Source organism: Streptomyces sp. NPDC059037, from assembly GCF_042740015.1.
Classification (GTDB): Bacteria; Actinomycetota; Actinomycetes; order Streptomycetales; family Streptomycetaceae; genus Streptomyces.
Window position 1 is genome coordinate 1 of record NZ_JBHYIG010000274.1, and the last position, 12,966, is coordinate 12,966.

Below are 12,966 nucleotides of genomic sequence, written 5' to 3' on the forward strand. Positions count from 1 at the left end.
GCTCCCGGCCGTGTTCGACCGGGAGCCGCCGCCTGCGTTCAGTCCTCGACCTCCGTCAAGGTGTGCTTGGCTGCCGGCCCTCCTTCGCCGCCGCGCCCGTGCAGGCGAGGCCAAGGACGAAGGTGAGACCGCCGATGATGACGTTGGTGAGAATGACGCCCGTGTCGGGGCTGTCGCCCACCACCCACGGCGAGACGATCATCCAGACGCCCATGGCGCACATGGCCCAGCTCAGGCTGTACATCCTGGCCGGGGTGACGGTGAACCCGACCGCCAGCAGTGCTATCGCGATGCCCATGATCAGGTTGTGCGTCGCGAGAGTGGGCTGGTTGGCGGCGAAGTGGATCGTCCACGGGGATATGGCGCAGAAGAGGCCCGTGAGGAACACAGGCCCGTCCACGAGTGCCACATCGTGACCGCCGAGCACGCGGGCGTACCGATCCCGCATCTCGGATACATCGGGGTGATGGGCGATGTCGCCCCTGTGTGAGACGTCGGCCATGAGACTCGTCTCCTCTGATTCGAGCAGGCCTGAAGAGCTATCGCGGCATAGTCGTCGCGCATATCCATTCTGCGCTTATTTTTTCTTTATGTGTAGTGCTGGCCCTCAGCATGTGCAGTGCTGGCCCTCAGCGGTCCTTCGAGAGGGCGAGCAGCTCCGCGAAGAGGCCCCCTCCGTGGGCCAGGTCGTCGTAGTGGCCCTGGTGTTCTCCAGCTGGTGGGTGACGACGATGGTGATCTGCTCCGGGGCGCTCGCCCTGAGCGCGTCGAGCACGGCCCGCTCGCCACGGACGTCCATCTGTGACGTCGGCTCGTCCAGGATCAGCACGGGCGGCCGCCGGTAGAGGGCGCGCGAGCACGCCAGACGCTGCCTTCCCCAAGCTCTCGGCTTCGCTCGAGCAGGGGAGACCCCATCCCCCCGGAGAGCTCGCAGCCGCCCCAGAGCTCACGGGCCAGCAGGGTGTCGAGGCCGTGCGGCAGTTGCTCGATCGCGGTGCGCATGCCGACCGCGTCGACGGCGTCCCAGACCGGCCCGTCGTCGAGGGTGCGGGGCCGGCCGAGCGTCACGTTCTCGCGGGCCCGCAGCGGCCATTGGGCGAAGTTCTGCGCGACCAGACCGGTGCGGGCCCCTACGGAGTCCGGGTCCGCCGTCGCGAGATCGACTCCGTCCCAGGTCACCCGGCCCTTGTCGGCGAGGGACGTCTGCACGGCGACGACCGCCGTGGCCGCGACGGCCAGGTCCACACGCCTCGTGACGGCGAGCCAGGCCAGCGCCGCCCAGGCGCCGACGAGGAAGATCCCGCCCAGTGCGGAACTGGCGAGCACTATGCGCAGCATCCGGGGCGCGGCGGCCAGGGTGCGCCGGTCGATCCGGGCGGACAGGGCGCGGTACCAGTGGATCAGGTACCCGGTCATGCCGTTGGCCCGCACCTCGTCGCTGAACTTCGGGGTGGTCGACCACCACCGCATCATCTGGCGTACGTTGCGGTCGCCGACGTTGGCGTAGTGCGTCTCGTAGGTGACGCGCGCCGAGAGGACGGCCCCGGCCCCCGCGGGCACGACGGCGAGGACGAGCAGCGGGAACATCAGCGGATGCAGCACGGAGAGCACACCGCTCGCGGTGACCATGCGGACCAGGGCGGCCGTGAAGCGCGTCGCGTCCTGCACCATCATGCGGCTGCGGGTCACGCCCATCTCGGCCGCCTCCTGCCGGTCGGCGAACCCCGGTTCCGCGTACGCGGCGGCCTTGGCGCGGCACACCGCCTCGACGAGGGAGCTGTCGGCGCCGGTGGTGAGGCGTGGGGTGATCCGGCCGTCCGCGTACGAGGAGAGCGCGGTGGCGACGCGCGTGACGGCGGCCGTGAGGGCGATGACGAGCAGGGCGGGCAGCGCCGAGCGCAGCCGGTCGGCGGCGGGGCCACCGCCCAGGAGGGGCTGCATGGCCGTGGCCGTGAAGGCGAGTTGCACGGCCGCGCCGGCGCCGACGAGCAGCTGGCAGCCGATGAGCAGCAGCACGGCAGGGCGGTCGGCCTGCCACGCCATCCGGGTCGTGTGCGCGAGGACCGACGGCAGGCGGGAGCACATGTCCCGGAAGGAGGCCTCGCCCAGGGGGTTCTTTCCGGGGTTCCCCTCGAACTTGATCTCCGCGGGCGGGGGAGGGGGCAGCGGCGGCCTGGACGTGGATGTGGATGTGGACGTGGTGGTGACGGTGGTGGGGCCGGTGGTGGGGCCGGTGTTCTGGCTTGTCATGCTGCCGCCCATCCCATCTCCGTGTACGTACGGCCCGCGGCGATGCCCGTGAGTGCGACGGCGGTGTAGTCGACGAGCGGGGAGGGGAGGGCCGCGTAGGGCCACCACTCCAGGGCGGTGCGGCGATCGGGCTCGCGGATGGCCGGGGTGCCGGCGTAGTCGAGGACGTGGAAGAGGAGCTGCATCCGGGCCCTGCCGTCGCCGCCGTCCCGGTGGTGGACGACGTGGACGAGCCGGAGGTCCTGCTCATGGATGGTGACGCCGAGCTCCTCGCCCGCCTCGCGCACGGCACACGCCGTGGCCGATTCGCGTTCGAGATGACCGGCCGGAAGGTGCCAGGTGGCGGGGGCGTAGGCGGAGTCGGGGGAGCGCAGCCCGAGCAATGCCCTGCCCGCCCGCTCGAACACAAGGTGAACACCGACGATGTTGGCGTGCAGTTCCAAAGGGGCTCCCTGGCGGTATCGGTACGGACAGACGCTCGGGAAACGGGGTCGAGCGGTGGTGCGTAACGGTGACGTGGGAGCGATGTCTCGGGCTGAAGTTCGAGGCCGGGTGCCGAGGGCCGGGATGCCGGGCCGCCGGGCCGTGATCTTGCGTTCGATTCACTCTGGCGGATCGAACCACCCGATTCGGGGATTGCCGATGCCCGGCCTGGGGCGGGCCCGCGCGAGCCGGGTGAGGGGTGCGGTCCGCGGATCGGCGAGGGGTGCGGTCCGCAGATTATTGGTGCAGACCTCTTGCTGCTTGGTCTAGGCCAATGCCACTCTCCTCTCACACGCCCCTCGGGGCACCGTGTCCTGCCCTGATTGGAGTCCCACCATGTCCGCTCGGCACAAGGCCGCCTCCTTAGGCGCGCTCGGCGCGGCGTCCGCGCTGCTCGTCTCGATCACACCGGGTCAGGCCAGTGCGCACGGCGCGGTGTTCAACCCCGTCAGCCGGGTCGCGGCCTGCTACGCGGAAGGCCCCGAGACCCCCAAGTCCCAGGTGTGCAAGGACCTCATCGCGGCGAGCGGCACCCAGCCGCTGTACGACTGGAACGAGGTGAACATCGCCAACGCCAACGGCCAGCACCAGCAGCTCATCCCGGACGGCAAGCTGTGCTCGGCGAACCGCGAGAAGTACAAGGCGCTTGACTGGCCCCGCACCGACTGGCCCGCCACGCAGGTGTCCGCCGGTGCCTTCGACTTCAAGTTCCGTGTCACGGCCGCGCATCCCGGCACCATGACCGTGTACATCACCAAAGACAGCTATGACCCGACGAAGCCGCTGAAGTGGTCCGACCTGGAATCCACCCCGGTGGCGACGACCGCCACGGCCAAGACCTCGACGACCGGCTACTACGAGTTCTCCGGCACCCTGCCGAACAAGTCGGGCCGCCACCTGCTCTACAAGGTCTGGCAGCGCAATGACAGCCCCGAGGCGTTCTACAGCTGCTCCGACGTGGTCTTCGGCCAGGGCGCGCGGACCGCGGGGACCCCGAAGTCGCCCACCGAGAAGCAGCTCGACGCCGGGGCGTCCAAGTCCACGGTGAGCCACCACGGCCACGGCGGCGACACCGCGGGAGAGCAGAACCCCGCCAAGGACGACGCCGTCGCGCTGAACGCCGAGAACACCGCCGCCACGGAGGGCGACAGCGCCGTCCCGCCGACCCTCGCGGGCCTGACCGCGGCGGGCCTCACCGCCGCCTGCTTCGTCTTCTTCCGCCGCCGCAGGACCTGACGGGCCGCCGGGGTCCGGCGCGCTGCCGCCCGTACGGGTGACCAGAACGCGCCGTCCCCCGCCGCCGCCCGCTGAAATGGACAGGTGACCGCGCCCCCGGACGACTGCCTCGCGCGCAACGAGTGGATCTGCGGTGAGTATCTGAGCACCCGCCGCCAGATCATCCTCGACGCGGTCGTCCAGCATCTGGAGCTGACGGCGCTCTCCGTCCTCATCGCGCTCGTCCTGGCCGTGCCGCTCGCCGTCATCGCCCGCCGCTGGGCTCTCGCGGCGGGCCCGGTGCTCGCGCTCACCACGGTCCTCTACACGATTCCCTCGCTCGCGATGTTCTCGCTGCTGCTCCCCGTGTACGGCCTGTCCTCGACCCTTGTCGTCGCCGGGCTCGTCCTGTACTCGCTGACGCTGCTCGTCCGCAACATCCTCGCCGGTCTTCGCGGCGTCCCCGAGGACACCCGCCAGGCCGCCCGGGGCATGGGCTACGGCCCGATCCGGCTGCTGCTCACCGTCGAACTGCCGCTCGCGCTGCCCGCCGCGATGGCGGGCCTGCGGATCGCCACCGTCTCCGCCGTCTCCCTCGTCACGGTCGGCGCGATCGTCGGCTTCGGCGGGCTCGGCAACCTCATCTACGCCGGCATGAACACCTACTTCAAGGCGCAGGTGCTCACCGCCTCCGTCCTGTGCGTCGTCATCGCCGTCGCCGCGGACCTGCTGCTGCTCGGCGTACAACGGATCCTCACCCCCTGGACGAGGGCGGTCCGCTCATGAACACCCTCGGCGAGGCCTGGCAGTGGCTCACCGACGCGGCGCACTGGTCGGGCGACGACGGCATCTGGCACCGCCTCGCCCAGCACCTCGTCCTCACCGTGGTGTGCCTGCTGATCAGCTGTCTGATCGCGCTGCCCGTCGCGCTCGTCCTCGGCCACCTCGGCAAGGGCGGGGCGCTCGCCGTGAACATCTCCAACATCGGCCGCGCGGTCCCGACCTTCGCGGTCCTCGTCCTCCTGCTCCTGACTCCCGTCGGACGCTGGGGCGAAGGGCCCACCGTCGTCGCCCTCGTGCTGTTCGCCGTGCCGCCGCTGCTCACCAACGCGTACGTCGGCATGCGCGGCGTCGACCGCAGCATCGTGCAGGCCGCGCGCGGCATGGGGATGACGGGGCGGCAGATGCTGTGGCGCGTCGAACTGCCGCTCGCGATGCCGCTGGTGCTCAGCGGGGTGCGGATCGCCGCCGTACAGCTCGTCGCCACCGCGACCATCGCGGCGCTCGCGGGCGGCGGGGGACTCGGCCGGATCATCACGGCGGGCTTCAACCTCGCGAGCACGCCCCAGGTCGTCGCGGGCGCCGTCCTGGTCGCCGCGTTCGCGCTGCTCGTCGAGGCGCTCTTCGAGATCGGCGAGCGCCTTGCCCCGGCGTGGGTGCGGGGGAAGGGTCGGTCCGGATGAGACGGCGCACCGGACCGACCCTGCTGGCCGCCACCGCGCTCGTCGTCCTGTCCGGCTGCGCCTCCGGGCCGTCCCTGGAGACCCAGGGCGAGGTCACCGCGCCGCCCGGCGACAGCCGCGACCTGGTCGTCGGCTCCGCGGGGTTCACGGAGAGCGATCTGCTGGCCCAGATGTACTCACTGCTCCTGAACAAGGCCGGATACGGTGCGGAGATCCTCTCCGTGGCCAACCGCGAGCTCTATGAACCGGCCCTGGAATCCGGGCAGATCGATGTCGTCCCCGAGTACGCGGCGACGTTCGCCGACTGGCTGAACGCCAAGAAGAACGGCGCCGACGCGCAGCCCGTCGGCTCGCCCGACCTCGACGCCACCATGCGGGCCCTGCGCGACCTCGCCACACCCCGCGGCCTCGGCGTCCTCGACCCGGGCAAGGCCGTCGACCAGAACGCCTTCGCGGTCACCGCGTCCTATGCCCGGCAGCACCGGCTGAAGACCCTTACCGACCTCGGCAGGTCCGGCCTGCCGGTGCGGCTCGCCGCGGGCGACGAATGCGTGCAACGCCCGTACTGCGAACCGGGATTGAGGGACGTCTACGGCATTGACATCACCGCCGTCGACCCCAAGGGCGTGGGCACGACGCAGGCCAAGAAGGCCGTGCAGAGCGGCCAGGACCAGATGGTCCTGACGACATCGACGGACGCCACCCTCGACGAGTTCGGCCTGGTCCTGCTGAAGGACGACAAGAAACTCCAGAACGCCGACTACATCGTCCCGGTCGTCAACCACTCCCGCGCGGGCAGCGAGCGCGTCGCCAACGCACTCGGCCACCTGAACGCCGTCCTGACGACGCCGGACCTGGCATCCCTGAACGAACAGGTCGACAGCTGGCGCAGGCTACCGGAGGACGTTGCTCGCGCGTACTTGGAGGAGAAGGGCTTGCTGTGACGCCGCGGGGACGGGCACTTCCCCTCTCCGCCGGGGGCGGGCACCCCTCTCCCCGCCGGGGCGTGCATCGCCCTCTCCGCCGGGGGCGGGCACTTCCCCTCCCCGCCGGGGCGGGCACCCCTCTCCCCGGCAGGGCGTGCATCCCCCTCCCCGCCGGGGCGAGCATCCCCCTCCCCGCCGGGGCGAGCACCCCCCTCTCCGCCGCAACGGCGATCAAGCCGGACGGCGGAATTCGGCGGTGCCGAACTGCCTCTGCCCGAAAGGGGTTGCGCGCTGACACACCTCAGCTCGCCGCAGGCGCAAGGCCCCGGGCCCGCCCTGACACCGCACCCCCGGCCGGGAGGCCTACGCATCGGCAACGGAGTCGAAATCCACCTGATCCCGCGGCACGCCCTGCGCATCCGCGTCCACCGAGCGGCGCAGCGCCTCATGCAGCTTCGCAGGGGTCAGTACGCCGAGGAAGCGGGCCCCGTCGAGGACCGCCACCCAGCCCGCGTCGTGCTGCAGCATCACGCCGAAGGCCTGCTTGAGCGGCGCCCCGACGGGGACCCATGCCTTCATCCGGTGGGCCAGATCGCCGACCTTGCCGCCCTCCCCGGCCAGCGCCACCTCGTCGACGCCGACCCAGCCGTGCAGATCGCCGTCCGCGTCGAGGACGACGGCCCAGCGCGCGTCCTGCTCGCGCAGCCGGGCCGCGGCCTGCGGGGCGGGCTCGTCGAGGCGGGTCACCGACGGCTGCTCCAGGTCGTCGGCCTGGATCTCGGTGACCGAGAGCCGCTTCAGGCCCCGGTCGGCGCCCACGAACTCGGCGACATACGGCGTGGCAGGAGTGCCGAGCACCGCTCCCGGCGTATCGAACTGCTCGATGCGCCCCTGCCCGTACACCGCGATCCGGTCCCCGAGCCTGACCGCCTCCTCGATGTCGTGCGTGACGAGCAGCACCGTCTTGCGGACGGCCGCCTGCATCCGCAGGAACTCGTCCTGCAACTGCTCCCGCACCACCGGGTCGACCGCCCCGAACGGCTCGTCCATCAGGAGGACCGGCGGATCGGCTGCCAGCGCCCGCGCCACCCCGACCCGCTGACGCTGACCGCCCGACAACTGCTCGGGATAGCGGGAGCCGTACATCTTCGGATCGAGCCCCACCAGGTCGAGCAACTCGGCCGCACGCGCCCGCGCCTTCCCCTTCTTCCAGCCGACCAGCGCGGGCACGGTCGCCGTGTTGTCGAGGACGGTCCGGTGCGGGAAGAGCCCCACCTGCTGGATGACATAGCCGATGCGACGGCGAAGCCGGACCGGGTCGACATCGGCGATGTTCTCGTCGTTGACGAAGATGCGGCCCGATGTCGGCTCGATGAGCCGGTTCACCATCATCATCGTGGTCGTCTTGCCGCACCCGGACGGGCCGACGAGCGTGACCAGTTCACCCTGGGCGACCTCGAAGGAGAGCTCGTCCACGGCCGTCGTGCCGTCCGGGTAGCGCTTGGTCACCTGCTCGAACCGGATCATGCACTCACGCTAACCGCGCCCCTCACACTCCGCTCACCAGCACCACTTCCAGCCTGCGCGGGCCGTGCACGCCCTCCACCCGGTCCAGTTCGATGTCACTGGTCGCCGACGGTCCCGAGATCCACGTGAGCGGCCGGGCCGGGTCGAGCCGTTCGAGTGCCAGGGGGACGGAGGCGACGACCTGCTCCGGGACCCGTACGACACAGATGTGGTGATCGGGGACGAGCGTGACGCGGCGTCGGCCCTGGTCCGGGCCGCCGTCCAGGACGATCGTGCCGGTCTCGGCGACGGCGACCGCGCAGCCCGTGACGACACTGTCGACCTCGTCAAGCTCCCGGGCGGTGTGCGTGGCCAGGTCCTCGACGCGGTCCGGTCCGTCCGCGGGCAGCCAGCCGGTCGGCAGCGCGGGCGGCACGAGCACGCTGCGCGAGCCCCGCTCGGCGAGCAGCCGCCCAAGGAGTTCCGGCAGCTGCCCCGCGTCTGCGCGGTGCACGATCGCCCGGTAGTCCGCGAGGTTCTCGGCGAGCAGCTCGACGGTCTGCTCCGTGGTGCGATCACCGTGCTCCCGCAGATAGCCGCGCTCGACGCCGCCGTCGTAGGAGTACGTCACGCCGTCGGCTCGCGCGTCGCCCCGTACGTCTTCGCGCGTGTCGTCTCGTACGTCGTCTCGTACGTCGGTCAGGGCACGTCGCACCCTGCCCAGGATCAGGTCTCTGCTGCTCACTTGCCGCTCCTCTGCGCCCGGCCGCCTTCGGTCCGCTGCCACCAGTCCCGGAACGGCTCCGCCGGCACCTGCGGCATGTCCCGCGTCGCACTCCACGCCCGACCGGGGCCGGGGAGCGTGCGCGGATGGAGGCGCCGGGTGCGCGAGGCGAGCCGCTGGCCGGCGCGCAGCGCCCCCGGGCGGCCGAACGCCAAGGCCGCCGCCCGCATCGCCGCCCGCTCCGCGGCATGCCCGCGCGCCGGCCGCAGTGTCACCTTCGTGCCGTTCCTGGTCACTTCGCCGCCCTGGACCACCCGCTCCCGCAGATGGACCAGGACCTCGGGGATGTCGATGGCGACCGGACACACCTCGTAGCAGGCGCCGCAGAGCGACGACGCGTAGGGGAGCGAGGCGTCGATCTCGCTCTGGGTACCGCGGAGTTGAGGGCTGAGGATCGCGCCGATGGGGCCCGGATAGACCGAGCCGTACGCATGGCCACCGGCCCGTTCATAGACGGGGCAGACGTTGAGGCAGGCCGAGCAGCGGATGCAGCGCAGCGCTTGGCGGCCCACCTCGTCGGCGAGGGTGTCGGTGCGGCCGTTGTCGAGCAGCACGAGATGGAAGTCGCGCGGCCCGTCGGCCGTCTCCGCGTCCGTCGTACCGGTCCACATCGAGGTGTACGGGTTCATGCGCTCGGCCGTGGAGGAGCGGGGCAGCGTCTGGAGGAACACCTCGAGGTCCCGCCACGTCGGCACGACCTTCTCGATGCCGACGACCGAGATCAGCGTCTCGGGGAGGGTGAGACACATCCGGCCGTTGCCCTCCGACTCGACGACGACCAGCGTGCCCGTCTCGGCCACCATGAAGTTCGCCCCGGAGACGCCCACCTTGGCCCGCAGGAACTTCTCGCGGAGATGGAGCCGTGCCGCCTCGGCGAGCTCGGCGGGCGTATCGGTCAGACCGTCCGGCGCTGGGCGGCCCCATGCGCTCATCTCGCGCGCGAAGATGTCACGGATCTCGCCGCGGTTGCGGTGGATGGCGGGGACCAGGATGTGCGAGGGGCGGTCCTTGCCGAGCTGCACGATGAGCTCGGCGAGGTCGGTCTCGTAGGCGCTGATGCCCTCGGCCTCCAGGGCTTCGTTGAGGCCGATCTCCTGCGTGGCCATCGACTTGACCTTGACCACTTCGGACTCTCCCGTGGCCTTCACAAGCCCGGTGACGATGCGGTTGGCCTCGTCGGCGTCCGCCGCCCAGTGCACGGTGCCGCCCGCGGCCGTGACCGACTCCTCCAACTGGACCAGATACCGGTCGAGATGACGGAGCGTCTCGTCCTTGATGCGCTTGCCGGCCTCGCGCAGCTGTGCCCAGTCGTCGAGCTCGGCGACGGCCTTGGCGCGCTTGTCGCGGATGGTGTGCGTGGCGTGCCGCAGATTGGCGCGCAGGGTCTTGTTCCCGACGGCCTCGCGGGCGGCCTCGGGGAAGGCGGGCATGCCTACGAATGTGCCGCTCATGCCAGAGGCTCCTCTTCCGTGCTCGCCAGGATCTCCGCGATGTGGACCGGACGTACGCCGCTTCTGAGGCGGCTCATCGTCCCGCCGATGTGCATCAGACAGGAGTTGTCGGCCGCGCACAGCACATCGGCACCCGTCGACTCTGCGTTGCGGACCTTGTCCTTGCCCATCGCCGCCGAGACATCGGAGTTCTTCAACGCGAAGGTGCCGCCGAACCCACAGCACTCCTCGGCGCCGGGCAGCTCGCGCAGCTCAAGTCCCTTGACCGACCTGAGCAGTCGGGCGGGCCTGTCCCCGAGACGGAGGGAGCGCAGACCGTGACAGGTCGGGTGGTACGTCACCGTGTGCGGGTAGTACGCCCCGACATCCGTCACGCCGAGCACGTCCACCAGGAACTCGGCCAGCTCGTACGTCTTGGGGACCACGGGCGCCAGCGCCGCCGCCAGGCCCTCACCCCGCCCCTCGGCCCGAGCCCGGTCTCCCATACGCGGATACAGCTCGCGGACCATCGCTCCGCACGAGCCGGACGGCGTCACGATCGCGTCGTACCCGCCCTCCCCGAAAACATCGGAGAAATGCCGGGCGAGCGGCTCTGCCTGGTGGCGGTAGCCGGTGTTGTAGTGCGCCTGTCCGCAGCAGGTCTGCGCCATCGGGAAATCGACCTCGACGCCGAGCCTGGTCAGCAGTTTCACCACCGCGCGGCCCGTGTCCGGGTACAGCGTGTCGTTGACACACGTCAGGAACAGAGCGACACGCATCGCGGGTTCCTCCTCGTCGATCATCGGATGGATGCAGGGTATGCGCTGCGTCGGCGTTACGGGAGTCGGTGTGCGGCGATGCGTTGGGACGCGATGCGTTGAGGCGCGATGCGTTGGGACGTGATGCGTTGCGACGCTTCGGCCCACGCCGACCGGGTCCGGCGGTCGCCCGTCGGTTCGTAGTGGGTCAGCGGCTGGGTGCGGGCAAGCAGGGCTCGCATCTCGTGACGGTCCGCCGTCAGGCCGTGCGCCCTCGCCTGCACGAGTACGTTGCCGAGCGCGGCGGCCTCCGCCGGACCCGCCACGACGGGCAGCCCGCAGGCGTCCGCCGTCAGCTGACAGAGCAGCGCGTTGCGGGCGCCGCCGCCGACTATGTGCACGACGTCCACGGATCTGCCCGTGAGGCGCTGGGCGTCCTCGATGGCCTGGCGGTGGGCCAGCGCCAGGGAGTCGAGTATGCAGCGGGTCGTCTCGGCGGGGGTGGTGGGCGCGGGGCGGCCTGCGGCGGCGCAGGCCTGTGCGATGCGGTGCGGCATGTTGCCCGGGGGCAGGAACGTCGGGTCGGAGGCGTCCACCAGGAAGCGGAGGGCGGGGACTTCGGCGGCTTGGCGCAGCAGCGGTTCGAGGTCGAGGTCGACGTCGAGGTCGCTGCTCCAGGTGCGCCTGCATTCCTGGAGCAGCCACAGGCCCATGATGTTGCGGAGGTAGCGGACCGTGCCGTCCGTGCCCAGCTCGTTGGTGAAGTTGGCCGCGCGGCCGGCTTCCGTGCGGACGGGGGCGTCCAGCTCCAGGCCTGCCAGCGACCATGTGCCCGTGCAGATGTACGCGAAGTTGTCGGTGGTGGCGGGGACCGCGGCCACCGCCGACGCGGTGTCGTGCGAGGCGACCGTGGTGACGGGGGTGGGTGGTGTGGTGGGGAGGCCTGTCTCTTCCAGCACGTGCGGCAGTAGGTGGCCGGCCGGGTCGCCGGGGTGCCGCAGCGGGGCGAACAGGTCGAGGTTGATGCCGAGGCGCGCTGCGACGTCGTGCGACCACGTCTTGGTGTGCGGGTCCAGGAGTTGGGTGGTGGACGCGTTGGTCAGCTCCGTGCCCTGTTCGCCCGTCAGCCAGTACGTGATGAGGTCCGGGATGAGGAGGAGGCGTTCGGCGGCGGCGAGTTGGGCGGTGCCTTGGGCTGCGGTCAGTTGGTAGAGGGTGTTGAAGGGGGCGTGCTGGATGCCGGTCGCCGCGTAGAGCTCGGGGGCGGGCATGGTCGCCCACACCTTGGCCGGAGCGGACTCGGTGCGGGTGTCCCGGTAGTGCACCGGGTTGCCCAGGAGGGCGCCGTCCGCGTCCAGGAGTCCGTAGTCGACCGCCCAGCCGTCTATGCCGACGGAGGTGACGGGGCCTGCGGTCCGGAGGCCGTCGAGGATGCCGGCGTAGAGGGCGAGGATGTCCCAGTGGAGGGTGTCGGCCGTGCGGATGGGGCGGTTGGGGAAGCGGTGGGATTCTGTGAGGGTGAGGGTGTCGGGGGTTAGCCGGGCTGACATGACGCGGCCGGTGGATGCGCCTAGGTCTATTGCGGCGAAGTGGTGAGGGCGGGGGTGTCGGCGGTGGTGTGGGCGGGAGCTGGGGCCAGAGCTGGAGCTGGGGCTAGAGCTGGAGTTGAGGCTGAGGCTGGGCATGAGGGCTCGCAGGGGCCGTAGTTCGGGTGGGGCGTTGGGTCGGGGCTGGGTCTGGGGCTGGGTCTGGGTCTGGGTCTGGTCCGGGTTTGGAGTTGGCGCCTGTGCTTGTCATCGGGCTGGGCTGGTGGCGGCGGGTGCGGGTCGGCTCGTTCTGCACCGCCCGTCTTGGGGGCGGGGCCGCGCCGGTATGTCCGTACTCGCCATCTCGGTCTGAGCGTCCTGCTGCTTCGGCTCGCGAGACGTGGGCAACGTGCTCCGTGCGGACATACCGACACGTCCCCTCGCGAGCGTTGCGCACTGCGGGTGCGCGGGGGTCGCGGTCCGTCTCTCCTGCCTCGACACTCGCTGCCGGGCAATCGGGCGGGTGGGTGGGAAAGGCTTGTTCGGGGAGGCGGGGCTGCGGGGCAATCGGGCGGGTGAGTGGGAGAGGCCTGTTCGGTGGGGCGAGGCTGCGGAGTTGTGGGCG

The 12,966-nt window shown here is 71.1% G+C and carries 11 protein-coding genes and 1 pseudogene; 4 read left to right on the forward strand and 8 right to left on the reverse strand.

The annotated features are described in order from the left end of the window. Positions 1-55: 55 nt before the first annotated feature. From ACFWY6_RS37165 to ACFWY6_RS37175, 3 genes and pseudogenes are all read right to left on the reverse strand, one after another. Positions 56-502 carry an SPW repeat protein gene (locus ACFWY6_RS37165; RefSeq protein ID WP_384700085.1) on the reverse strand — a complete coding sequence of 149 codons (447 nt, stop codon included), beginning with the start codon at positions 500-502 and terminating at the stop codon, positions 56-58. 198 nt (positions 503-700) lie between these two features. Beyond that, a pseudogene (locus tag ACFWY6_RS37170) lies at positions 701-2,250 on the reverse strand (ATP-binding cassette domain-containing protein); the annotation flags it as partial. After that, a complete protein-coding gene (locus ACFWY6_RS37175) occupies positions 2,247-2,693 on the reverse strand; it encodes an NUDIX domain-containing protein (RefSeq protein ID WP_384700087.1) in 447 nt (148 codons plus the stop codon). The pseudogene ACFWY6_RS37170 and the gene ACFWY6_RS37175, both read right to left, overlap by 4 nt. A 376-nt stretch (positions 2,694-3,069) precedes the next feature. Here ACFWY6_RS37175 and ACFWY6_RS37180 point away from each other — a divergent pair, with 376 nt between their 5' ends. From ACFWY6_RS37180 to ACFWY6_RS37195, 4 genes are all read left to right on the forward strand, one after another. Further along, positions 3,070-3,969, forward strand: coding sequence for a lytic polysaccharide monooxygenase (locus tag ACFWY6_RS37180; RefSeq protein ID WP_384700089.1), 900 nt, complete (start codon positions 3,070-3,072; stop codon positions 3,967-3,969). A gap of 84 nt (positions 3,970-4,053) precedes the next feature. Beyond that, positions 4,054-4,734 (forward strand): ABC transporter permease, encoded by a 681-nt coding sequence (locus tag ACFWY6_RS37185; protein ID WP_361819916.1) that lies wholly within the window; start codon positions 4,054-4,056, stop codon positions 4,732-4,734. Next, positions 4,731-5,411, forward strand: a complete 681-nt coding sequence (locus ACFWY6_RS37190; protein ID WP_384700091.1) for an ABC transporter permease — start codon at positions 4,731-4,733, stop codon at positions 5,409-5,411. Before ACFWY6_RS37185 ends, ACFWY6_RS37190 begins: the two co-directional genes overlap by 4 nt. After that, positions 5,408-6,355, forward strand: a complete 948-nt coding sequence (locus tag ACFWY6_RS37195; protein WP_384700093.1) for an ABC transporter substrate-binding protein — start codon at positions 5,408-5,410, stop codon at positions 6,353-6,355. Before ACFWY6_RS37190 ends, ACFWY6_RS37195 begins: the two co-directional genes overlap by 4 nt. A 345-nt stretch (positions 6,356-6,700) precedes the next feature. On the opposite strand, the gene ACFWY6_RS37200 is transcribed toward ACFWY6_RS37195, so the two are convergent. The 5 genes from ACFWY6_RS37200 to ACFWY6_RS37220 are packed head-to-tail and all read right to left on the reverse strand — an operon-like array spanning position 6,701 to position 12,365. Next, positions 6,701-7,864: an ABC transporter ATP-binding protein gene (locus ACFWY6_RS37200; RefSeq protein ID WP_384700095.1), complete on the reverse strand. Its 1,164-nt coding sequence runs from the start codon at positions 7,862-7,864 to the stop codon at positions 6,701-6,703. A gap of 22 nt (positions 7,865-7,886) precedes the next feature. Next, on the reverse strand, positions 7,887-8,588 hold the full coding sequence (locus ACFWY6_RS37205; RefSeq protein ID WP_384700097.1) for a lactate utilization protein C: 702 nt from the start codon (positions 8,586-8,588) through the stop codon (positions 7,887-7,889). After that, complete coding sequence (locus ACFWY6_RS37210) at positions 8,585-10,078, reverse strand: LutB/LldF family L-lactate oxidation iron-sulfur protein (protein ID WP_384700099.1); 1,494 nt, start codon at positions 10,076-10,078, stop codon at positions 8,585-8,587. The genes ACFWY6_RS37205 and ACFWY6_RS37210 overlap by 4 nt, the downstream gene beginning before the upstream one ends. Further along, positions 10,075-10,836 (reverse strand): (Fe-S)-binding protein, encoded by a 762-nt coding sequence (locus ACFWY6_RS37215; RefSeq protein ID WP_384700101.1) that lies wholly within the window; start codon positions 10,834-10,836, stop codon positions 10,075-10,077. The genes ACFWY6_RS37210 and ACFWY6_RS37215 overlap by 4 nt, the downstream gene beginning before the upstream one ends. A 56-nt stretch (positions 10,837-10,892) precedes the next feature. Beyond that, a complete protein-coding gene (locus ACFWY6_RS37220; RefSeq protein WP_384700103.1) occupies positions 10,893-12,365 on the reverse strand; it encodes a rhamnulokinase family protein in 1,473 nt (490 codons plus the stop codon). Between the last annotated feature and the right edge of the window lie 601 nt (positions 12,366-12,966).

Bases quoted from the DNA above. Each gene is read 5' to 3' on its own strand.
- ACFWY6_RS37200 (WP_384700095.1), bottom strand. From the start codon at position 7,864: ATGATCCGGTTCGAGCAGGTGACCAAGCGCTACCCGGACGGCACGACG.
- ACFWY6_RS37190 (WP_384700091.1), top strand. From the start codon at position 4,731: ATGAACACCCTCGGCGAGGCCTGGCAGTGGCTCACCGACGCGGCGCAC.
- ACFWY6_RS37210 (WP_384700099.1), bottom strand. From the start codon at position 10,078: ATGAGCGGCACATTCGTAGGCATGCCCGCCTTCCCCGAGGCCGCCCGC.
- ACFWY6_RS37220 (WP_384700103.1), bottom strand. From the start codon at position 12,365: ATGTCAGCCCGGCTAACCCCCGACACCCTCACCCTCACAGAATCCCAC.
- ACFWY6_RS37215 (WP_384700101.1), bottom strand. From the start codon at position 10,836: ATGCGTGTCGCTCTGTTCCTGACGTGTGTCAACGACACGCTGTACCCG.
- ACFWY6_RS37180 (WP_384700089.1), top strand. From the start codon at position 3,070: ATGTCCGCTCGGCACAAGGCCGCCTCCTTAGGCGCGCTCGGCGCGGCG.
- ACFWY6_RS37195 (WP_384700093.1), top strand. From the start codon at position 5,408: ATGAGACGGCGCACCGGACCGACCCTGCTGGCCGCCACCGCGCTCGTC.
- ACFWY6_RS37165 (WP_384700085.1), bottom strand. From the start codon at position 502: ATGGCCGACGTCTCACACAGGGGCGACATCGCCCATCACCCCGATGTA.